Genomic DNA, 19,953 nt, shown 5'->3' on the forward strand with positions numbered 1-19,953 from the left:
GCACGATGACGCCATGCCGTCGCACCACACCGCGCCACCCGCACGCCGTCGATCCCGGACGCGTGCGCTCGTGCTGCTCGCGGTGCTGGCCCTGCTCGCACTGACCGGCTGCGCCCGGGTCCAGGTGGCCCTCGCCGTCCAGCCGGACGACACCGTCGACGGCACGATCGTCGTCGCGACGCCCGCGGGCGCGCCGGACGGTCGCGGCCCGCAGCTGGCGGTCCCGGCCGACCTCACGGACGAGGTCGAGCTGTCGCCGTACGACCAGGACGGCTTCGTCGGCACCCGCGCGGCCTTCGAGAACCTCACCTTCGCGCAGGTCTCGCAGCTGAACCTGCTCGGCGGGAACGCGTCGGGCCGGGCGAACCTGGAGCTGCGCCGGGTCGGGGAGCGGATCGCCGTGCAGGGCCGGGCCGACCTGACCACGATGCCGGTGGACCGGGCCGACGTGCGGCTCGCGATGAGCTTCCCGGGCGAGGTCGTCGAGTCCGACGGCGAGACCGACGGCGGCACCGTCACCTGGGAGTTCGTCCCCGGTGAGGTCTCACAGATCAACGCCTCGGTGATCTCGACCGATCCGAACGCGCCGTCGATCCTGGGCTGGTCGCTCCTGCTGGCCGGGCTCGTCGTCGTCGCGGCGGGGGCCGCCGTGCTGCTGGCCCGGCGCGACCGGAACCCGCCGATCCGGCGCTGAGGGCGCGCCCGTCCGGTCTCAGGCGGCGTCGCGGCGCTCGTCGGCGAGCACGGCGACGGTCTCGCGGGCGGCGGCCCGGCGGGCCTGCGCGCGACGACGCCGCACCCGCCACCCGACGACGCCGGCGACGACCACGACCGCGAGGACCACCCAGCCGGCGATCCCGAAGGCCTTCTCGAACTGCTCGGCGGCCTCGCGCAGCAGGAAGCCCGCGGTCACGTGCACGGCCGACCAAACGGTCGCCCCGACGACGACGGCGGGCAGGAAGCGCCGCAGCGGCAGTCCGGACGCGCCCGCCGCGGCCGGGGTCATCGTCCGCACCACCGGCAGGAACCGGGCGCAGAGCACCGCCCACGGACCCAGCGGCGCAGGGTGCGGGCGGCGTCGTCCCAGGCGTCGCGGCCCATCCGGCCGATGATCCGGGACTCGCGCAGCCGCGGGCCGAAACGGCGGCCGATCGCGTAGCCGATCGAGTCGCCGCAGGCCGCGGCGACCGCGACCACCGCGGTGACCAGCACCGCGGCGGGGACGTCCGGGACGGCCATCGCGGCGCCGATGAGCACGGTCTCGCCGGGCAGGACGAGCCCGACGCCGATCGTGGTCTCGCCGAGGGTGACCAGCCCCGCGACGAGCACCACCACCCACAACGGGACGGAGGTCAGGAAGTCGATGATCTCGGTGATGATGGGAGGCTCCTCGGCCTGGGTGACAGGGCCGCGTCAGTCGACGCAGGGCACCCCGTCGGCGGTCAGCTCGGGCTGGGTGTCGGCGGCCGGGGTCGGGTCACCCGGGGCGCCGCGGCCCGTCCGGTCCTGCCCTCCGTGGTGGCCGGGGCCGTGGACGGTGTCGGCGCGGCGGTGTCCGCGTCGTCGCCGGCCCCGGGGTCGGCCGGCGCCCCGGGCGCGGTCAGCCCGGCGAAGAACGCGGTGACCTGGGCCGGGTCGACCTTCACCGCGACACCCTCGCTGCCGGTCCGGTAGTCGGCCCGGCCGGTGGGGATGGTGCGGAAGGTGACCCGGTCCCCGCGCAGCTGCGAGGCGTGGGCCAGCATCGAGGTGAGGTCCCAGCCCTGGTCGAGCACGACCGCCCCGTTGATCGCCTGCATCAGGTCGGCGACGGCCGTCGGGTCGGTGAGGGTGCCCGCCGACAGCAGCCGGTGGGTCAGCCCCGCGAGGAACGCCTGCTGGCGGCGGACCCGGTCGAGGTCGCCTCGGGCAGGCCGTGGCGTTGGCGGACGAACTGGAGCGCCCGGGCGCCCTGCACGGTCTGCGGGCCCGCGGCGAAGTCGGCGCCCGAGTAGCTGTCGTGCACCGGGGCCTTGAGGCACACCGGGACGCCGCCGAGCGCGCGGGTGATGTCGGCGAACCCGGCGAGGTTGACCTGGGCGTAGTGGTCGATCGAGACGCCGGTGAGCTCCTCGACGGTGCGCACGAGCAGCCTGCTGCCCGCGGCGTTGGCCGCCCGCTCCAGATCCGGCCCGCTCAGGCCCTGGCGGACCAGGTCCGGCCGGGCCATCGCCGCGCCGCGCGCCAGCGCCGAGTTGATCTTGTGCATGCCGAGGCCGGGGACGTCGACCCAGGAGTCGCGCGGGATCGACACCGCGGACGCGCCGAGGTCGGGGTCGTCCGGGATGCGGACCAGCATCAGGGTGTCGGTGTTGTCCTGGCCGTCGGCGTCGCCGGCGTCCAGGGCGTCCAGGACCTCGCGCGGGAGCGGGTTGCCGCGGGCGTCGACCCGGGAGTCGCTGCCGACCAGCAGGATGTCGGTCGCGCCGTCGGCGACGTGCGGGCCGGTGACGTCGGCGGTGGTCAGGCCGCTGGTGCCGCCGACCATCGCCCAACCGGCGCCGGTGGCGAGGAAGACCGCGACCGACAGCGCCGCGACGAGGCCGCGGACACGGTGCCACCGCGGGGCGGAGGTGCGCTGCTCGGCGCGGGGCCAGGGGGCGACCGGGCGCATCGGCGTGGTGGGACGGGCGCCGGGGTCGGCGGGCCGGGACCGCGGACCAGCCGACGCACCGCCGGGGACCGCCGGCGACGACCGGGGCCCGGCGGGTCCGCCGGAGCGGGGCCACGCCTGCGGCGCCCGGGTGTCGCGCCGGGCCGCAGCACCCCGAGCCGCGAGAGGTCCGCGACGACGCGTCGGACGCCGACGGCGTGGCTCCGGAGCGCCTCGTCGCCGCACGGGAGTGGGCGGGGTCGCGGCCCCCCGGGCCGTCGGGGCGCCGGGCGGACGGGGCGTGCCGGCACGGTCCGGTCGCGGACGGCCCGGGGGCACCGGACCCGGCGGCGTCACGCGCTCCCCCGGTCGCGGACGGCGTCCGGCCCACGACGGCGGTCCTGCGCGGCCACCACGGTGCGGACCACCTCGACCATGCCGACGTCGGCGATGACGTAGATCTGGTGGCGGCCCTCGCGGACGGGCCCGGACCAGCCCGGCGAGCTTGAGCTTCGCCAGGTGCTGACTCACCGCCGCCACCGGCTGGCCGAGGACCGCGGCGAGCGTGCCGACGTCGCGCGGGCCGTCGGCGAGCAGCCAGACGATCTGCAGCCGCGAGGTCGCGGCGAGCATCCCGAACGCCGCGGCCGCGTCGGCCAGCAGCTCGGGGTCGAGGGGCTGCGGGCCCTCGGGGGCGGTCTCCACCGGACCTCCAGACAGTTGCGTCACTTACGCAACTGTTACCGTACCGGGCGGTGCCGGGGACCGGAGGAGCACCGTTGGACCGGACGATCGGACGCGACGGTGCCGCGGCGCGGCCACCGCCCGCACCCGCCGGTCCGCCCGCCACGCCCGGCGAGCCCGCCCTGCGGCGCTGGGCGGACGCCGACGCGTTCGCGCTGTTCCGGGGCCTGGAGTCCTCGCGCCGCGGACTCTGTGAGGACACCGCCGCGCTGCGGCTGCACGTCCACGGCGACAACGCCACCGACGCCGTCCGACGCACCGGCGCGGCCGCCCGCGCCCGCCGCGCGCTCGCCGGCCCGTTCTCCGGCCTGATGACGGTGCTCGGGGTGCTGCTCGCCGTCGCCGGCAGCCCGGCAGCGCGACGCTGGTGCTCGTGGTCGCCGCGCTCGGCGTCGGGCTGCGCCTGTGGCACGCCGTCCGCAGTGACCGGCTCTCGCGGGAGCTGCGGGCGCACGCCGCGACCACGGTGACGGTCCGCCGCCGCCCTGCCCCCGGGACGACACCGCGGGACAGCGAGGTGCCGCCGGAGGACCTGGTGCCCGGCGACGTCGTGCTGCTCGGCGCGGGCGACCCCGTCCCGGCCGACGCGCGGCTGCTGCGTGCCCGGGACCTGCTGGTCGACCAGTCGTCGCTGTCCGGGGAGCTGCTGCCGGTGGCGAAGGCTCCGCCGTCGTCACGGGCGCCGTCGTCACGGGGGCCGCGCCCGGCGCCGCGGCGACGGCCGTCGCGGCCGGGTCCGACGACGGGCGGTCACCGCGCACCCGGCGCTGCTGTTCGCCGGGAGCACCGTGGTGCGCGGCACCGCGACGGCGGTCGTACTGGCCACCGGCGCGCACACCCACACGAGGAGCTCGCCGGGCGCGGCCGCCGTCCCCGGCCGGAGTCGGAGGTGGACCGGGGCCTGCGGTCGGTGCGCCGGGCACTGGTGCGCTGCATGCTGCTCGCGGCGCCGCTGGTGCTGCTGGTGAACGTCGAGGTGTCCGGCGACGTGCGGCAGGCGCTGCTGTTCGCCGTCGTCGTCACGGTGGGGCTGGCCCCCGAGCTGCTGCGCTGATCGTCGGGACCACGCTGCTGCTGCGCGGCACACCCGGCTGCGCGAGTCCGGGGTGCTGGTGACCCGTCCGGAGGCCATCCCGACCTCGGGTCGATCGGACGTCGCCTGCCTGGACAAGACCGGACCAGATTATGACGGTACTCACACACGTCTGCCAAAGTCCCAGGTCAGAGCACCTACCGCACCGGAGAGACCCTGATGACCGAGCCCCTCGTCGGAACCGACACGCTGCCACCGTACGAACCTGACATGTTTGCGACACTGGGTCCCGCGATCGTGAGGTGGTCCCTGGAGAACGGTCTCCGGGTCCTCGACGGCAAGTCTGCGGGCGCTTTGTTCGTACCCACGCGGTCGTAGTACGCGTTCATTTGCCACTGGTACCGACTACGCGACGACGGAGAGTTCTACTACCGTGGCGGCGCGATTAGGCTCGCGCGCGGCTCGCTGAAGTCTCCGCTGGGAGCCTGGCTCGCGACCGTGGACCTCACGGGGCCCGTGCGATTCAATGGGTTCCAGTCTCGGAACCGCTGCGGTGAGCTCCTGGGTCGACGGCAGTCGATGCCACTGATTCAGATCGCGGCGGTCTCGGAGAGCCAGACTTAGAACACGTTCAACTATGTTGCGGGCTGGAACGCGCGCGGCACAGAACTCGTCAAGAACTACGATCTGGACCCCGGCAAGAAGCACATCTTCTCGCCGGGGGCCCGTAACGTAGCCGGTGGCAAAATCACCGTGGTCTCCTCGCGGGCTGCCACGATTCGCGGCTCTCGCCCGACATTGGTCATCGCGGACGAGTGTTCCGAGTGGACGGTGTCCAACGGCGGTCGACGCTTGTGGGAGACCATTGACGACAACGCGACGAAGGTCGACGGTTCCCGGGTGCTCGCACTCATGAACACATGGTCGCCGGGCTCGGGCTCCGTCGCGGAAGACATCTACGATAGCTGGCTTAACGAACGCACTGGTGCTACAGTGAACGAGCGTCCGCTGTTGTATTGGTCGCGGGAGGCATCCGCAGACACCGATTGGTCGGACCGGCGTCGATCGAACGGACACTGGCATACATTTACGATGAGTGTCCGTGGGTGAACCAGTCGTAGGTTCTGTCAAAGATCATGGCGCCGATGAAACCCGTGGCGAGTTCCATGCGCGAATTCGGGAATCTGATCGTGTCGGACCTGAGTTCATGGGTTTCGAAACAGGACTGGGACGCCAACGCGTGTGACGATCGAATCGTCGATGGCGACGAGATCGTGCTGGCTCTAGACCCGGCGCTCACCGAAGACGCCACGGTCCTTATCGGCTGTCGACTGTCGGACGGGCTCGCACAGCCGCTATTCACGTGGGACCCAGCGACGATGCATCGGGACCTGGACGTGGCGACGCTCGACGCGGCTGTCGCGGACGCATTCGATCGGTTTCAGGTCCGCGCGTTCGCTGCGGACGTACATCCGTTGGAAGGTCGCGTGTTGGTGGACTGGCCAGCCGCGTACGGCGATCGGCTGTGGCTTGATGCGTCGGCGAAGCACCTGATTGGTTTCGACATGCGCGCGTTGAAGCTCGATGTCGCGCGGGCCGCAGAACTCGTCGCAGACGACATCGCGAACAAGTCGTGCCCGCATGTCGGGGACCCGCTGTTGACGACGCATGTGGTCAACGCTCAGCGCCGCCCGTATCGAGAATACGTGTCGCTGGGGCGCGGTCACCGGGACCGTAAGATCGATGGTGCGGTGTCGTTGGTACTCGCACGACTCATGCGCCGATCGGTGTTGGAGTCCGACGCGTACACACGGCGATCTCAGGGCTCAAAGGTAGTGGTGTTTCGGTGATGCCGGATGTGGAGCTGATCGAGCGGTTGCTCGCGACGGGCAACAGCCTCTAGTGGAAGCGGCGGACGCGGGACCGCTATTATCGAGGCTCGTAGCGCCTGGCGATGTTGGGTCTTGCGACGCCGCCGGAAATGCAGTCGCTTCAGACGGTGGTGAACTGGTGCCGGACCACGGTGGACGCGTTAGCCGAACGACTCGATGTCAGCGGTTTCCGCACGGGTGATCCGGGCGCCGATGAGCTGCTGTGGTCGTGGTGGAAGCGCAACGACATGGTGGTTGCCTCCGATGCGGCGCACACGGAAGCTCTCGTGCAAGGTATCGCGTTTGTGGTCGTCGGCCGTGATCCGGGCGAGCCGTCGGTGCCGCGTTATACGGTGGAGTCTTCCGAGGCGCTTACGGTGGAGTTCGACCAGTTCGGGCGTCACTTGCGGGCGGCTCTGCGCCGTTACATTGAGCCGGAGACCGGCGAGCTGTTCGTGACGTTGTATGGGCCGAACGTCACGAGAAGCTACCAGCAGCGTCATGCGCGCTGGCATCTCGTGGACGAGGACGAACACCGGTTGGGTGTCGTGCCGGTCGTGCCGGTGGTCAACAGGTCTCGGGTCACCGACTGGTTCGGTGAGACCGAGATGAAAGACGTGATGACCATCGTGGACGCGGTGTGTCGGACGGCGACTAATCTGTCGGCGGCGTCGGAGACACTGGCGGTGCCGTCGAGGTACGTGATCGGTGCATCGCGCGATGACTTCGTGGACGCGGAAACCGGCGAGCCGATCCCGGTGTGGGAGGGCTATCTCGGCCGGTTGAACGCGCTGAGCAACGCTGAGGCCCGCGTGGTGCAGCTCGACGGGTGCAAGCCTTGAGAACTTCACGAAGACGATTGAGCTGTACGGCAAGGTCGTGTCGTCGTTGACGGGCCTACCGGTGCACTATCTGGGGATTTCGCCGAACGGGAATCCGAGTTCTGCCGATGCGATCCGCTCGGGCGAGTCGCGGCATGTCAAGCGTGCTGAACGTAAGCAGTCTGGGTTCGGCTCCGCGTGGTCGCAGGTCAGTGACATCGCGTTGCGGCTGGTCGCGGGTGCACAGTTACCGGTGTCGACGACGTGGTCGGATGCGTCGACGCCCACGGTGGCGGCGAAAGCTGATGCGGTCGTGAAGCTCGTGCAGTCGCGGATTCTGCCGGTGGAAGGCGCGTGGCTGGAACTCGGCTATGACGCGGACAAGCGGGCCTTGTACCGGTCGCTGATGTCGGGTGATCCGTTGCAGCAGGTACTTGAGTCGTTGGTGCCGCCACCGCGCGAGGAAGCTCCACGCGGTGCGGTTGAGTGAGTTCAAGCGGTCCCAGAACGTCGTCGCGGCTCGTGTGAGTGTGGCAGCAGCGTCGGTGTTGACGCCGCTGTTGGATGCGGAGCGGTCGAGTCTGATGTCGTCGCGGTCGCGGGCGCGTTGGAGTCCACGGTGCTCGGCGCCCGTCGGGTGCTGGAGCACCTGGCGGACGAGTTCTACCAGAGTCAACGTGACGTTCACGTCGGCGCGCGGTCGCATGTCAGCTTACCGTAGCGGCGCTATGGCTCTTCGGCGCTCGCGTCGGGTCTCGCGCGTGTGGGTCTGCGGCCGGGACACCGGTTCACGTCGTTGCCACACGCGGGTAGCGACCGTGACTCGACACACACGTGCTGCGCCACGGTTGCGAGTCATGGACCTGACGCACACAGATCGGGCCGCGCTCGGGTTCGCGCGCACCAGCGGCGGCACGTCGTCGTGTGCGTTTTGCCTGATGTTGATCAGCCGTGGGCCCGTGTACCGGTCGGCTGTCAGCGCGGGAGCCATGACGAGTTTCCACAATCACTGTGATTGCGTCGTCGTACCGGTGTTCACAAAACATTCATTTCCAGGTCGCGCAGAGTTCATGCGCGCAGAGCAGCAGTGGATCGATTCCACACGAGGCACCACGGGTGCCTCAGCAGTGACCGCGTTCCGGCGCTCACTGGCTACCGACGGCTCCCGGCGAGCCGCATGAGGCCCCAGGAGGACCCATGACAGACACCGACACTGGCGCCACGGCCGAGCTCAAGTTCGAGGAACTTCCCGAGCACTGGCGTAAGGAGCTCCGCGCGGTGCGCGACGAGTGTGCCCGACGGCGAAGCTCCGAGAACGCGCTGACCGCGTAGAACCAGCAGCTCACCGAGCAGAACGCGCAGCACGTGGAGGCGCTGAACACGGCCCAACTGGAGCATCTGCGCTACCGGGCCACGGTGAACGCAGGCGTGCCGCTGGAGAACGTGGAGGACTTCGCGTCGAGACTGCGCGGCACCGATGCCGCCGAGATCACGGCCGACGCGGTGGAACTCGCACGGATGTTCACGCAGACACGTCCGGCGCCGACTGGGTCCACCGCGCACGGTGTCGACCACTCGCAGGGTCGCGGTAACCGTCGCGATGCTGCACCACTTGATCCCGCGAACCAGCTCCGCGACTTGATTCAGGCGCAGCTAGGGCGGGACTGACCACTACACGAAGGACGAAGACTATGGCCCCGGTGAATGTCGCCTCTGGCGCGCCCATCGATCCCCGGTTCACCGACGACATCGCGCACGGTCAGGGACGCCTCGGGCGCCCGGACACGCCAGAGCATCTACTGCCGAAGGAGGTCTCGGGCGACATCTTCACCAAGGTCGCGGAGAACTCGTCGCTGCTGTCCCTGGGATAGCAGATCCCGGTGTCGATCCGAGAGAACGTGATCCGGCGGGCGTCGACGAATCCCGAGGCCGGTCAGGTCGGCGTCGGCACGAAGCTCGTCGAGCGTGAGGGTCACCTCAAGCCGCTGTCGGGTTTCGCCTACGGTGAGGAGCGTACGTTCTCGCCGGTGAAGTTCGCGACGATCGTGCCCGTGTCGGAGGAGTTCCTGCGGGCGAATCCGGACGGGCTCTACAGCGAGCTTGCAGGTAAGCTGTCCGGCGCGATCTCCCGCGCGGTGGAGCTCGCGGCGTTCCACAACCGTAACTCGCTGACCGGTGAGCCGATCCAGGGCACCGACGCCAACGGCTCCGTGATCGGCTCGATCCCCGACGACCATAAGCTGCAGGTCAACGCGACCGACAGTCTCGTGGAGCAGATTCTCACCGGCTACGACCTGATCGTGTCGGCGGAGCAGAAGAATTTCGACTTCACCGGCTTTGCCGCGCACCCGCAGTTCCGTGCGAAGCTCGCCACAGCACGCGACCGGCTCGGGAACCTGGCATATGCCACCGGGGTCGAGTCCAAGGGCCCGGTGAACCTGACCGCGCAGGTCGGAAGCTTCCTGGGCCTGCCGGTGGCGTTCGGCAAGGCGGTCTCCGGTCGTATCGGGAACAACGCCGGTACCGACGTGAAGCTGATCGGCGGGGACTTCTCCCAGTTCGCCTACGGGTTCGCCGACGCGATCCGGATCAAGGTCTCGGACCAGGCGGTCGTGCGTGGAGTCTCGATGTGGGAGACGAACCAGGTCGCGGTGCTCGCCGAGTGCACCTTCGGCTGGTACGTCAACGACCCGACCGCGTTCGTCGCGTGGGAACTCGCGACCAGCGGCGACAAGGCAAAGCCTGCTGCTGCCAGCGGCGGTCGTAAGCCCGCCAAGGACCCGGAGCAGGCCTAAGCACCGGAGCTGATCGCGGTCCCGGTGGAGCCGACACCGGAACCAGCGGAGCCGACTCCACCGGAGTCGCGACCGGTACGACCACCGGATTCCATCTGGGGTCATCGACCTGCGGGAGGCCGACGGAATGCACGCGACGGTCGCTGACGTCGAGACGCTGCTCATGCGGGAGCTCGCCGACACCGAGCGCGAGTTCGCCGCGCGCATGATCGCCATGACCGAAGCACGCTTGCGGGCGCGGATACCGGACCTCGATGACCGCGTGGCGCGTGAGGCCGGTTTCGCCGACCGAGTCAACTACGTGATCGCGAGTGTCGTCGCGCGGCGGATCAGTAATCCGACCGGCGGTACCAGCAGTTTCGAGGTCATCGGGCCGTTCTCGATCCGGGACCAGTCGTCGACGGGCTCCGGCGACTGGCTCACCGCAGACGAGTGGGCGCTGCTGGGGCTCGCGACCGGGGCGTTCACGATCCGGCCGGTGATCAGTGCAGCCGACGACGGTGTTCGCCGTGGCTCGAAACCTGACTGGTGGTGGGACTTCGCATGAGGCGCCGGGTGAAACTTCGTCGACCGGGTCCACCGGATGCGTTCGGCGACCGCGCGGAGGCCGCCGAGTTCTGGGACACGAGTCCGTGGGTGATCGGGATCGCGTCGAGCCATGACGACTCCGACGGCCGCCAGAACCGCACGAGCACTCGGATCGAGTGCTATGTGCCCGCACAGAGCACGGAGGCCCGTGCAGGCGATCAAGTCAACATCGACGGCAGCTGGTTCGACGTGGACGGTGTTCCGGCCCGTGCGGAGTCCCCGTTCACGTCACGACTCGGCGGTTACGTAGTGCAGCTAAAACGATACGAAGGGTGACAGGTCGTGCGTTATGAAGGTTCCGTGGACCTGTCGCAGGTGCTCAACAGCGACAGGCTCGAACGGGAGCTTGCTGCGGTCGCTCGGCGAATCGCGCGATCGGCGCAAGCCAGCGCACCGCGACGCACCGGAGCTCTCGCGGGCTCTGTAGACGTCTCCACCGAACGCAACAGCGGCACCACGCGCGACCGCGTGGTCGCACACGTCACGGTGAGCGCGCCGTACGCGGCATCAGTCGAGTTCGGCACGAGCCGTATGCGCGGCTCGTTCTGGCTCCGGCGTACAGCGCAGTCGGCATGAGCGACATGGAGCCGTTCCCGGACATCGAACAGGTGCTCGTGACACTGTTCGCCGACATCGCGCCGACGGTGACCGAGGCACCGGAGGGATTCACACCGCCGATGGTGCGCGTGAGCCGGACCGGCGGCTCCGACGATGGCCTCACCGATTCACCGATCGTGGAGACCACGTGCTACGGCGCCACGCGCGCGGAGTCATGGGCGCTCGACGGTCTCGTACGGCAGCGGGTACTCGCGTGTGCCGCGACCGTCGTCGACACGGTGTTGATCGACACCGCGTCGACCGTCACGCCCGCTCAGCAGCTCTCGGACCCACGGCTGGACATCCGCGCGGTGAGTTCCAGCTACCGATTCGGACTGCGCAGACGCAGTCCCTACATGGAGGACAGCTCACATGGCTGACACGGACCTTCTCACGCTCAAGCGTGCGAAGGCAGGCAACATTCGCAAGGTTCTCGACGCGGTGGTCGCGGTGGCGCCGATGAGCGCACCGGTGCCGGAGACGTTCACCGTGGCTGGCGCGCTGCAGGAGCTGCCGCCGGAGTACCGCACGATCGGCTGGGTGTCGAAGAAGGACGGCTACAAGTGGTCCCGTGACACCGACAGCAGCGACATCGAGTCCCACGGCTCGGTGGAGCCCACGCGCCGTGACATCACCAAGGACGTCACCGGGCTCGCGATGACCGCGCAGGAGACCTCGCGGCTGACGCTGGAGCTGTCGAACAACGTGGACCTGTCGGAGGCCCGACTTGTCGACGGGGAGCTGAGCTACACGCGTCAGGTCGCGCCGTCGACGCGTTACTGGCGCCTGATCGCGATCGGCATCGACGGCTCCGGGAGCGACGCGTTCTACGTGATCAACGTGCTGCCGCGCGCGACGATCTCCGAGTACGGCGAGCTGACCTGGTCGGATGAGGACGCGCTGACGTATCCACTGACGTGGTCTGCCACCGTGGACCAGGACCTCAAGTACAGCTTCCGGCAGGTGCTCGCGGGGCCCGGCTTTGAGTCGAGGGCCGCCGACATGGACTTCAGCGGCGCCGTCGCCGTCGCCTGAGCCTGCGCCGAAGCCGCCGCGAGGTGGCAACGGTTCCGGTTCCGGTTCCGATGATGACGCCGCCAAGCCCGGGCCGACGAAGTGATGAGCAGCAGGTCTGAGCGCAGGTCATGGGACGCCTATGTCCGCGAGTCCCGCGAGAAGTACTCCGAGGTCGATCTCGGCGCTGAGGGCGTCGTGCGCGTGTATGTGCCGTCGTCGACGGCGATGGAGCGGTTGTCGACGCTGGACGCGAACGACCAGTGGTCCCAGATCGACGTGCTCTTCGGCGACGAGAACGGTGCGAAGCTGCGCCGGGTCGCCGGGGATGAGCCGATCACCGCGCTACAAGCTCTCGTCACCGACGTGATGCGCGATCTGGGTCTCGACGACATGGGAAACTGATCCGCTGCTGGGAGCTCATCGACCGCTACGGACCCGAGCTGGAATACGACCTGCACCATGAGCTGGGGCTCGATCTTCTGGACTGGTTCCGTGGCGAACACCGGTGGAGCAAACTCGTGCGGCTCAGCGCGCGGCTGCCGGAGCACGGCTCGTTCAAAGCCGCGATGCTCGATGACGACGAGTACGCCGAACGCATGGGCGTTCAGGGCGACGCCGACGCTGATCGCGTGGCGCCGAGCTACCGGGGCTATGACCCGGTGCTTGCGCGGTTGACCGACATCGCGGACCTGTTGCTGTCGCTGCGCACGACGGTGGTCGCGGTGAACTCCGAGAGCGGTCGGGCGCCGTCGACCCGATTCATGCCGAGACCGGAGACCGCGTTCGACCGGCTTGAGCGTCGTCGGTCACGTCAACAGCTCGATGCGCTCTCAGCAGTGCTTACACCAGGAAGGTGAACGACAGTGGCGCTCACGACCGCCCAGGTCAGTGTCCGCGTGGTACCCGATGTGCGCGGCTTCCAACGTCAGGTCCGCCGTGATCTGACCGCTGCGAAGCTCCAGCCGGTGCGTGTACCCATGCGGGTCGCGACCGATCGCATGGTCGTCGGCATGCGTCGCGCGTTCGACAGCGTGCAGAGCCATGCGGCGCGTGCGTCCGTGCGCGTGGCGCAGGCGTTCGCAGCGCAGATGCCACGTGCGTCGGCAGCCGTAGCGCAGTTCGCGGCGGGCTTTCAACGCGTGGAGTCGACGGCGAACGGTGTCGCGGCGCGCATGCACCAGTTCGGTGCGACGACGCGCCGGGCACTCGACAGCACGTCGGCACCGCTACGGAACTTCCACGCGGGCTTCCGTAGCGCCGATGGTGCCGCATCGGCGTTGACCGGTCGCATGGGCTCGTTGGGCGGGCTCAGTCGCCGCGCGTTCGAGGCCGCAGCGCAACCGTTGCGGAACTTCCATGCCGGGTTCACACAGCTCGGCGCGGCGTCATCGGCGTTCTCCGGGCGCATGGGCACACTCGGCGGTGTCAGTCGCCGCGCGATTGGCGGACTCGGCTCCACGTTCGCCCGCGTGGGAACCTCTATCCGTGCAACGGCCCAGTCGATTGGTGCATCGATCCAGAACGGCATCGACACTCCACTGCGAGGTGTCGCACGGAGGGCCGGTGGGCTCGCAGCCGCCGTGGGACTCGGAAGCCTCGGCTCCAGCGCACTACAGGCCGCACAGGACATCTAGAACACGCGGCTGACGCTGACGGGACTCTACGGGTCCGCGCAGGACGCCGGGGACATGATGGAGCGGTTGAAGCGGCTCTCGTCGAACTCACCGATCGAGTACCAGGCCTACGCGAAAGCGAGCCAGCAGCTCGCCTACATGGGCGTCAAGGGCCAGCAGGCCGAAGATGTCCTCCGCAATGTGGGCGCCTCGATCACGAATGCTGGCGGCGACTCGTCCGCGATGGAACGCGCCAACGACGCGCTGCTGCGGATGGTCAACTCCGGCCGCGTGTACGCCTCGGACCTTCAGCAGCTGTCCTAGACCGGCGTCCCGATCTATGCCTCGCTTGCCGAGCACATGGGCGTCACGACCGAACAGCTCAAGAAGATGGTCACCGAAGGCGTCGTGAAGATCGACGACGTGCTGACCACGATCGGCAGCGGAAGCAGTAAAGCATTCCAGATGACGATTGCTGGCTCCGAGAGCGCCAGTACATCGATGAAGAACCAGTGGAAGATCGCCACTGACAACGTGCGCATAACGCTCGGCGAGATGCTGGAGCCCATGACCGACCGGTGGGCGCCACAGATCGCACAGCTCGGCGCGAGAGTCAGTGACGGGCTCCGGCAAATCCCCGGCACGTTCCGGGAGATCAAGAGGACCGCTGACGACTGGGGTGTCACGGCTGCGATCGAGGACTTCCGGTCAGCGGTCGCGCGACTCGTCCAGGGCGCGCTTCCGGTGTTCCGGGGCATCATGGTAGGGCTCGGCGTCGCGTTTGGTGCCGCGATGGTCGCGTTACGGCCGCTCATGAACGTGCTGGGCGAGTTCGGCGACTGGCTCTCGGCGCACGAGTCGGTCGCGGCGGCTCTGGGTATCGCGATCGGCGCGGTGTCTGCGGCGTTCATCGGTCAGAAGATCGCGGTGGCATCCGTATAGGCTGCGCAGCTTGCGTTGACGCCGGTCGTGCAGGGTTCGAAAATTGCGTGGGACGGCGCCAAGAAGTCCGTGGAATTGTGCACGAATGCGTACGCAGCGTTCCGCAACGGGCTCGCGTGGACCGTTGCGAAGCAAATGCTGGTCAATACGTGGATGAAAATCTGCACGGTTACGTAGGCGGCGTTCAACGCGGTCATGGCGGCAAATCCTATTGCGCTCGTCGTGATCGCGCTGGCGGCGTTCGTCGCAGCCATCGTGTGGGCTTGGAACAATGTGGACTGGTTCCGCGAAGGCATTCTCAATTTGTGGGCGAAGCTGCAATCGGTGGGCGACTGGATATCCAGCGTATTCACTGTGGCCTGGACGGGCCTGGGAGATGCGATCTCGTGGACCTGGAACACGCTGATTAAACCAGTTCTCGACCTATTCCACGATATCGCCATCTTTGTCGGTCAGGCGATCATTGCGCTGGCGATCGGTCCGCTGGTACTTGCCTGGAAGGGTCTCGGCGTCGCGTTCCAGTGGTGCTACGACACGCTGATTAAGCCGACGTTCGAGGCTTTCGCCGAGATGGCTAGCTGGCTGAGCGAGAACGCGTTGAGACCCGCATGTAACGGCATCAAGTTGGCGTGGCAGCTCATGTGTACTCTGATCCAGTGGTGCTACGACACGATTGTGGCGCCTGTGTTTCGGGCGTTTGCCGCTGTCGGCAGCTGGCTGTGGAACAATGCCCTATCGCCGGTGTTCGACCTGATCAAAGCTGGCTGGCAGCGGATGTCGGACATGTTCACGTCGGTGTATGGCACGCATCTGCACCCGTTGTTTCAGGCGTTCGCGGACCGCGTCCGCTGGTTCAAAGACACATTCACGTTGTTGGTCGACGGCATCATCGGCGTGTGGGATCGGTTGCGTGACGGCTTCAAAAAGCCTGTCGTGTGGGTGGTCGACACTGTGTACAACAAGGGCATCGGCGGCCTCTGGAACCAGGCGAAAGCGATTATCCCGTTACCGGACTTCAAGCCCGCGCCGACGTTTGCTGTCGGCGGTGCTGTCCGGGGGCCCGGCAGTGCGACCAGCGATTCCATCATTGCCCGGTTGTCCCACGGCGAGCACGTACTGACCGCGCGGGAAGTACGTGCTGCGGGCGGTCACGGAGCTGTTGCTCGATGGCGTGAACGGTTGCTGACCGGCGGATTACCGGCTTTCGCCACCGGTGGGCCGGTGACGTGGCAAGAACTGTCGGCGGCGATTAAGCAGGGAATCCCACGGGCCCGCATCACTGACACTATGCGGCCGGGCGCTGCCGACATGCACGGCAGAGGAAAAGCCATTGACATTGCAGGTCCACGGCCACTAGACATGCCGTTTATGCTGTCGGTCAACCGGTGGATCGCCAGCAATTATCCGAGCAGTTACGAGCTGATTCACACACAGCCAGGCGCGGTGAATCTGAAATCCGGTCGGCCCCACACGTATAATCCACAGACCCGCGCGGGTCACGTGAACCATGTGCATTGGGCCAACGCGGGCGGAGGTCTCGCCGACACGGTGTCGGGCTGGGTCGAGTCCGGCTACAACTGGATGCTCGACAAGGTCAGGGCCCTGTTCGACGCGGTGACGGGTCCACTGCGCAACAGTGTCAAGTCGCTGTTCGGCGGTGGAGAGCTGCCGCATCTCATGGCGCGCGGCCAGGTCGACACGTTGTTCGACAGCACACGGGACAAGCTGTTCGGCATCGCGGGCGACTCCGGCGGCGCCCCGGGCGGTGATGTTCCGGGCACCGGTGTTCAGCGGTGGGCTCCGTTGGTGCTGTAGGCGCTTGGCATGCTTGGTCAACCGGCGTCGCTGCTGCCGGTGGTTCTGCGTCGCATGAACCAGGAGTCCTCCGGCGATCCGAACGCGATCAACTTGTGGGACTCCAACGCACGCCGGGGTGACCCGTCGATTGGGCTTATGCAGGTCATCGGGTCCACGTACCGCGCCTACGCTGATCCCCGGCACAATTTCGGCCAGCGCGACCCGCTGTCGAACATTCTCGCTGGCATGCGGTGGTCGATCAAGCGCTACGGGTCACTGGCCGCTGGCTTCAACCGGAAGGGCGGCTACCGCAACGGCGGCTGGCTGGCAGCTGTCGACGGCTACCAGACGATCCGCACACACGGCGAGCCCGAAGCCGTGCTGACACCGCACCAGTGGTCGACGGCATCAGCGGCCTTACGTCAGGTCCACCGGGACCGCGCCACCGCACGCGACGGTCGACAGAGTGTACGCCGCACGATCCAGTTCGGTGACATCCACGTGCGGGAGACCGTCGACATCGACCACATGTTGAACCGCGCGAGTTTCCTCGCAGCCCGAGCCTAACGGAGGTGAGCAGCCGGTGATCACGAGCGTCTAGCTCGTCGACAACGACCGCGAGTTCACGTTCCAAGACCCGTCGTGGGGCAACAACGACGACATCGTGTGGACGAAACTCGTCGTGTCATCTCCGGAGGTCCGCGCAAGCACGACTGTGCGGGTCGCGGGCTCCGGCGTCATCGACAGGACACGGTTCCACGGTGCCCGCGCAGTGTCGCTGGAGTGTCGGCTCGCAGCCACGCCAGCGGCGAAAGTGGACGCGCTGACACGCATGCTGGGACCGGCCGCACGTCCACGACTCATCGTGACCGACACCGATTGGGAACCGTGGCCCCGGCGCGCGCTACGCGTACGCGTGGACCAGTACGCGGTCTGCGAACTCATCCACACGTCGTCGTGGTTCCGGGACGTCTCGGTGCAATGGACAGCACCTGAGGGCATCTGGACCGCTGCCGACACGGTGCGCTACGAGATCGACCTGGGCGCCGACGGCCGACAGGGCCGCGTGTATCGACTGCGTTCGCCACGCGTGTACGAGGCTACCGGCGCGACCGGTGTCGTGTCGTTCGACAATCCCGGCACGAGCACATCAGAGTGGACCGCGCGGCTCCACGGACCCTGTACGGGACCACGGCTCACGTGCGACGACACCGGTGACGCGGTCGTGTTCGACTCGTCGTTTCGGCTGGCCGCAGGCGAGTTCGTGGAACTCGACTCGGCCCACCGCGACCGTGTACGCGCAAGGCAACGCGTCACTGTCGCGGCTGCACCGCCGCTGGACTTCGCGAGTCGGTGGAGCTGGTGGAGATCAGGCCCAACCACATCCGATCCGCTTTAATCCGACGTCCGGCGTGGACACTGGGGCTCGTGCGAGTATCGAGTTCCGTCCGAGCTGGATTTGACACAGGAAGAGGCCCAACAGATGGCACTGTAGACACCGCTGTGGATGAAGCCGCCGAGGGTGACGCCGAGATCACGTACACGGCCGCACAGGACCGGGGGCTCATCGCGAGCATTTTCTCCCGCGAAGGCGTCCTGGACTATGATGCCGGAGACCTGTAGGTAACCTAGCGTGCCCAGGGCGCGAACTTCTCCGTGGATGTCGCACCGGGCTGCTGCGCGATCGTCGGCGACGACGTCAGCGACCAGGGCACGTATCTGTGCCGGTCAACGACGCCTATCAACGTCGCAGTGCCGCCGAAGCCCGCGTCAGGTCAACGGGAGCATCTGCTGGTCGCACGTGTGCGGGACTCGCTGGCAAACGGCGTGTACGCGCCTGCGTACGAGTGGTCGATCGAGCTGCTGGAAGACCCAGGCTCCGGTCGACCTGAGCTGCCGGGCTCCGCGATCGAGCTCGCAACCGTCACAGTGAGCGCCGACGCGGTGTCGGTGACCGCAGCCGCCATCAGTGACCTGCGTCAGCGGTCCGTGGTCGGCACACCGGCACTCAGCGGCGACATGTACGCCTCCGGCATGCACCCGGCCTACGGCGGCCGTGATTCCACGCGACCGTTGACGTGGATGAAGAATCCAGACGGCTGGGTCGTGCTCTCGGGCTGGGTCCGGCGCACCGGCGGCAACTACACGATGCGCGCGAACCAGACCGCATGGTTTCGACGGCAACACGAACGCCGCTTTACTGCCAGTCGACGCGCGACCGACCGGTATCCGCGACTTCATCGGGCTCACAGCGAACGGTCCCGCGCACTACGCGGTACATCCATCAGGTCGTGTGTCGTTCCGGTTCCCGTATGAGACAACGTTGACCCAGAACGCGACGTGGTTCAGTTTCGACGGCTGCATGTTCCGCGCGAACAGCTTCTGACCAGGAGACCCAGATGCTTTAGACACCGCTGTGGATGCAGGCGCGCACCGGTGCGCCGGTGATCGAGTATCCGCTCGGCGAGGACCGGCAGACCGTGATGCCCTCGGCGTTCGCACGTGCAGGCGTCGTGGACCGAGATTCCGGCGCGCTCCGAGTGACACGCGGAGACAACTCGACAGTCGTGGTCGCAGCGGGCCGATGCGTCATCGACGGCGGCGAACGACTCTCCGGGCCCGGCATGTACCTGTGCACGTCGACGGCTGCAGAAACCGTCGATGTCGCGCCAGACACGGTTGTGTTTGCACAGGTCCACGACAAGCGAGACGGCGCCACGGACCGCAGCACATGGATCATCACGAGTGCCGTGGAGATGCCGACCGATGCGATCGCGCTGGCCCACATCGACAGCAACGGCACCGTTTGTCGACGCGCGACGGCATGCCAGCAGCGGTTCCGCTGACATCGTCGGTACGTTCGGCGCGACAGGCATCGACAGCCGATACTACCAGGCACCGGACCTGACTTTGGTCACCCGAGCCTGGTTTCGCAGCTTGTACTGCGCTGAGCTGCGGTGATGTGTTTGCGCGGGAGCGGTGTGAGGCACTAATTCGTGCTCTACGCTCGGTCAGGTGGCGTGGGTGAGGCGGGTACGGACGGCCTCCGGGGCGACCGCGGTCCCAGATCGCCGAGTCCGTGCAGGGCCATCGACGGATCGTGGCCCATGTCGGGTCAGCGCACACCGAGGCCGAGCTGGGCCTGCTGGTCGAGCAGGCCCGTGGGCTGATCGACGACGCTGCACAGCAGGCCCTGGATCTGGGCGTCGCGCCGTCACTCCCGCGGGCCGAGCTGATCGCGCCCACCGCGGCCGGCGGTGCCACGCAGGAGGGGCTGTTCGGCCAGATGCCGCGGCGCGCCCCGAGCACCACAACCCGGCGGGTGGGTGCGCCGCAGGTGATCACGACCGGGTCGCGGTGCTGTTCGACATCCTCGCCGAGGTCTACTACGCGGGCCTCGGGTTCGCAGAGGTCGCTGATGACACGTTCCGCGACCTGGTGATCGCCCGGATCGTCGAGCCCACGTCCATCCTGGACACCGGTCGGGTGCTGGCCGGTCTGGG

Annotated in this window: 29 protein-coding genes; 25 read left to right on the forward strand and 4 right to left on the reverse strand. The window is 68.1% G+C overall.

Annotation, left to right across the window (positions count from 1 at the left end; translation table 11 throughout):
- Positions 1-13 precede the first annotated feature (13 nt).
- Entirely contained in the window at positions 14-694 is a 681-nt protein-coding gene (locus tag KPL57_RS56920) for a DUF3153 domain-containing protein (RefSeq protein ID WP_043281087.1), read from the forward strand.
- A gap of 18 nt (positions 695-712) precedes the next feature.
- On the opposite strand, the gene KPL57_RS56925 is transcribed toward KPL57_RS56920, so the two are convergent.
- The 4 genes from KPL57_RS56925 to KPL57_RS56940 form a co-directional block, all read right to left on the reverse strand.
- The gene (locus KPL57_RS56925) at positions 713-1,006 is read right to left on the reverse strand and encodes a hypothetical protein (protein WP_264199858.1); all 294 of its coding nucleotides are present in this window, start codon (positions 1,004-1,006) and stop codon (positions 713-715) included.
- On the reverse strand, positions 1,003-1,332 hold the full coding sequence (locus tag KPL57_RS56930; protein ID WP_226358472.1) for a DedA family protein: 330 nt from the start codon (positions 1,330-1,332) through the stop codon (positions 1,003-1,005). The genes KPL57_RS56925 and KPL57_RS56930 overlap by 4 nt, the downstream gene beginning before the upstream one ends.
- 110 nt (positions 1,333-1,442) lie before the next feature.
- A complete protein-coding gene (locus KPL57_RS56935) occupies positions 1,443-1,799 on the reverse strand; it encodes a hypothetical protein (protein ID WP_226358473.1) in 357 nt (118 codons plus the stop codon).
- 56 nt (positions 1,800-1,855) lie between these two features.
- The gene (locus KPL57_RS56940) at positions 1,856-3,337 is read right to left on the reverse strand and encodes a metalloregulator ArsR/SmtB family transcription factor (RefSeq protein WP_226358474.1); all 1,482 of its coding nucleotides are present in this window, start codon (positions 3,335-3,337) and stop codon (positions 1,856-1,858) included.
- Positions 3,338-3,411: 74 nt separating this feature from the next.
- On the opposite strand from KPL57_RS56940, the gene KPL57_RS56945 reads away from it, so the two are divergent.
- The 24 genes from KPL57_RS56945 (at position 3,412) to KPL57_RS57055 (ending at position 19,296) form a co-directional block, all read left to right on the forward strand.
- Positions 3,412-3,846, forward strand: a complete 435-nt coding sequence (locus tag KPL57_RS56945; protein ID WP_226358475.1) for a cation-transporting P-type ATPase — start codon at positions 3,412-3,414, stop codon at positions 3,844-3,846.
- Positions 3,750-4,430: a hypothetical protein gene (locus tag KPL57_RS56950; RefSeq protein WP_226358476.1), complete on the forward strand. Its 681-nt coding sequence runs from the start codon at positions 3,750-3,752 to the stop codon at positions 4,428-4,430. The genes KPL57_RS56945 and KPL57_RS56950 overlap by 97 nt, the downstream gene beginning before the upstream one ends.
- A 1,124-nt stretch (positions 4,431-5,554) precedes the next feature.
- Positions 5,555-6,259, forward strand: coding sequence for a phage terminase family protein (locus tag KPL57_RS56955; protein ID WP_226358477.1), 705 nt, complete (start codon positions 5,555-5,557; stop codon positions 6,257-6,259).
- 104 nt (positions 6,260-6,363) lie between these two features.
- The gene (locus KPL57_RS56960; protein ID WP_226358478.1) at positions 6,364-7,122 is read left to right on the forward strand and encodes a phage portal protein; all 759 of its coding nucleotides are present in this window, start codon (positions 6,364-6,366) and stop codon (positions 7,120-7,122) included.
- A 61-nt stretch (positions 7,123-7,183) separates the two neighbouring features.
- Complete coding sequence (locus tag KPL57_RS56965) at positions 7,184-7,591, forward strand: hypothetical protein (RefSeq protein WP_374203941.1); 408 nt, start codon at positions 7,184-7,186, stop codon at positions 7,589-7,591.
- Positions 7,592-8,298: 707 nt separating this feature from the next.
- On the forward strand, positions 8,299-8,433 hold the full coding sequence (locus KPL57_RS68420) for a hypothetical protein (RefSeq protein ID WP_255676110.1): 135 nt from the start codon (positions 8,299-8,301) through the stop codon (positions 8,431-8,433).
- A gap of 33 nt (positions 8,434-8,466) precedes the next feature.
- Positions 8,467-8,769, forward strand: a complete 303-nt coding sequence (locus KPL57_RS56970) for a hypothetical protein (RefSeq protein ID WP_226351475.1) — start codon at positions 8,467-8,469, stop codon at positions 8,767-8,769.
- 23 nt (positions 8,770-8,792) lie between these two features.
- A complete protein-coding gene (locus KPL57_RS56975) occupies positions 8,793-8,972 on the forward strand; it encodes a hypothetical protein (protein WP_226351476.1) in 180 nt (59 codons plus the stop codon).
- A gap of 9 nt (positions 8,973-8,981) precedes the next feature.
- Positions 8,982-9,896, forward strand: a complete 915-nt coding sequence (locus KPL57_RS56980) for a phage major capsid protein (protein WP_226351477.1) — start codon at positions 8,982-8,984, stop codon at positions 9,894-9,896.
- A gap of 127 nt (positions 9,897-10,023) precedes the next feature.
- Entirely contained in the window at positions 10,024-10,443 is a 420-nt protein-coding gene (locus tag KPL57_RS56985; protein ID WP_226351478.1) for a Gp19/Gp15/Gp42 family protein, read from the forward strand.
- Positions 10,444-10,451: 8 nt separating this feature from the next.
- Entirely contained in the window at positions 10,452-10,760 is a 309-nt protein-coding gene (locus KPL57_RS56990; RefSeq protein WP_226351479.1) for a hypothetical protein, read from the forward strand.
- Positions 10,761-10,784: 24 nt separating this feature from the next.
- Entirely contained in the window at positions 10,785-11,060 is a 276-nt protein-coding gene (locus KPL57_RS56995) for an HK97 gp10 family phage protein (protein ID WP_226351480.1), read from the forward strand.
- Positions 11,057-11,461, forward strand: coding sequence for a hypothetical protein (locus KPL57_RS57000; RefSeq protein ID WP_226351481.1), 405 nt, complete (start codon positions 11,057-11,059; stop codon positions 11,459-11,461). Before KPL57_RS56995 ends, KPL57_RS57000 begins: the two co-directional genes overlap by 4 nt.
- Complete coding sequence (locus tag KPL57_RS57005) at positions 11,454-12,116, forward strand: hypothetical protein (protein ID WP_226358480.1); 663 nt, start codon at positions 11,454-11,456, stop codon at positions 12,114-12,116. The genes KPL57_RS57000 and KPL57_RS57005 overlap by 8 nt, the downstream gene beginning before the upstream one ends.
- 84 nt (positions 12,117-12,200) lie before the next feature.
- Positions 12,201-12,500, forward strand: a complete 300-nt coding sequence (locus KPL57_RS57010; RefSeq protein ID WP_226351483.1) for a hypothetical protein — start codon at positions 12,201-12,203, stop codon at positions 12,498-12,500.
- A 116-nt stretch (positions 12,501-12,616) separates the two neighbouring features.
- The gene (locus tag KPL57_RS57015) at positions 12,617-12,955 is read left to right on the forward strand and encodes a hypothetical protein (protein ID WP_226351484.1); all 339 of its coding nucleotides are present in this window, start codon (positions 12,617-12,619) and stop codon (positions 12,953-12,955) included.
- Positions 12,956-12,961: 6 nt separating this feature from the next.
- Positions 12,962-13,732 (forward strand): hypothetical protein, encoded by a 771-nt coding sequence (locus KPL57_RS57020; RefSeq protein ID WP_226351485.1) that lies wholly within the window; start codon positions 12,962-12,964, stop codon positions 13,730-13,732.
- Between the two features lie 15 nt (positions 13,733-13,747).
- Complete coding sequence (locus KPL57_RS57025) at positions 13,748-14,035, forward strand: tape measure protein (RefSeq protein WP_226351487.1); 288 nt, start codon at positions 13,748-13,750, stop codon at positions 14,033-14,035.
- A 36-nt stretch (positions 14,036-14,071) separates the two neighbouring features.
- Positions 14,072-14,653: a hypothetical protein gene (locus tag KPL57_RS57030; protein WP_226358481.1), complete on the forward strand. Its 582-nt coding sequence runs from the start codon at positions 14,072-14,074 to the stop codon at positions 14,651-14,653.
- Between the two features lie 222 nt (positions 14,654-14,875).
- Complete coding sequence (locus KPL57_RS57035) at positions 14,876-16,468, forward strand: hypothetical protein (protein ID WP_226358482.1); 1,593 nt, start codon at positions 14,876-14,878, stop codon at positions 16,466-16,468.
- Between the two features lie 54 nt (positions 16,469-16,522).
- Complete coding sequence (locus KPL57_RS57040; RefSeq protein WP_226358483.1) at positions 16,523-17,017, forward strand: transglycosylase SLT domain-containing protein; 495 nt, start codon at positions 16,523-16,525, stop codon at positions 17,015-17,017.
- Between the two features lie 298 nt (positions 17,018-17,315).
- Positions 17,316-17,849, forward strand: coding sequence for a hypothetical protein (locus tag KPL57_RS57045; RefSeq protein WP_226358484.1), 534 nt, complete (start codon positions 17,316-17,318; stop codon positions 17,847-17,849).
- 257 nt (positions 17,850-18,106) lie between these two features.
- Positions 18,107-18,766, forward strand: coding sequence for a hypothetical protein (locus tag KPL57_RS57050; protein WP_226358485.1), 660 nt, complete (start codon positions 18,107-18,109; stop codon positions 18,764-18,766).
- Positions 18,767-18,870: 104 nt separating this feature from the next.
- Positions 18,871-19,296, forward strand: a complete 426-nt coding sequence (locus tag KPL57_RS57055; protein WP_226358486.1) for a hypothetical protein — start codon at positions 18,871-18,873, stop codon at positions 19,294-19,296.
- Positions 19,297-19,953 lie beyond the last annotated feature (657 nt).

It is taken from the genome of Pseudonocardia sp. ICBG601, from assembly GCF_020496245.1.

Bases quoted from the DNA above. Each gene is read 5' to 3' on its own strand.
- KPL57_RS56985 (WP_226351478.1), top strand. From the start codon at position 10,024: ATGCACGCGACGGTCGCTGACGTCGAGACGCTGCTCATGCGGGAGCTC.
- KPL57_RS56935 (WP_226358473.1), bottom strand. From the start codon at position 1,799: ATGCAGGCGATCAACGGGGCGGTCGTGCTCGACCAGGGCTGGGACCTC.
- KPL57_RS57005 (WP_226358480.1), top strand. From the start codon at position 11,454: ATGGCTGACACGGACCTTCTCACGCTCAAGCGTGCGAAGGCAGGCAAC.
- KPL57_RS68420 (WP_255676110.1), top strand. From the start codon at position 8,299: ATGACAGACACCGACACTGGCGCCACGGCCGAGCTCAAGTTCGAGGAA.
- KPL57_RS56975 (WP_226351476.1), top strand. From the start codon at position 8,793: ATGGCCCCGGTGAATGTCGCCTCTGGCGCGCCCATCGATCCCCGGTTC.
- KPL57_RS56920 (WP_043281087.1), top strand. From the start codon at position 14: ATGCCGTCGCACCACACCGCGCCACCCGCACGCCGTCGATCCCGGACG.
- KPL57_RS57010 (WP_226351483.1), top strand. From the start codon at position 12,201: ATGAGCAGCAGGTCTGAGCGCAGGTCATGGGACGCCTATGTCCGCGAG.
- KPL57_RS56925 (WP_264199858.1), bottom strand. From the start codon at position 1,006: ATGACCCCGGCCGCGGCGGGCGCGTCCGGACTGCCGCTGCGGCGCTTC.
- KPL57_RS57040 (WP_226358483.1), top strand. From the start codon at position 16,523: ATGAACCAGGAGTCCTCCGGCGATCCGAACGCGATCAACTTGTGGGAC.
- KPL57_RS56960 (WP_226358478.1), top strand. From the start codon at position 6,364: ATGTTGGGTCTTGCGACGCCGCCGGAAATGCAGTCGCTTCAGACGGTG.
- KPL57_RS57055 (WP_226358486.1), top strand. From the start codon at position 18,871: ATGCAGGCGCGCACCGGTGCGCCGGTGATCGAGTATCCGCTCGGCGAG.
- KPL57_RS57030 (WP_226358481.1), top strand. From the start codon at position 14,072: ATGGGCGTCACGACCGAACAGCTCAAGAAGATGGTCACCGAAGGCGTC.
- KPL57_RS57000 (WP_226351481.1), top strand. From the start codon at position 11,057: ATGAGCGACATGGAGCCGTTCCCGGACATCGAACAGGTGCTCGTGACA.
- KPL57_RS56955 (WP_226358477.1), top strand. From the start codon at position 5,555: ATGAAACCCGTGGCGAGTTCCATGCGCGAATTCGGGAATCTGATCGTG.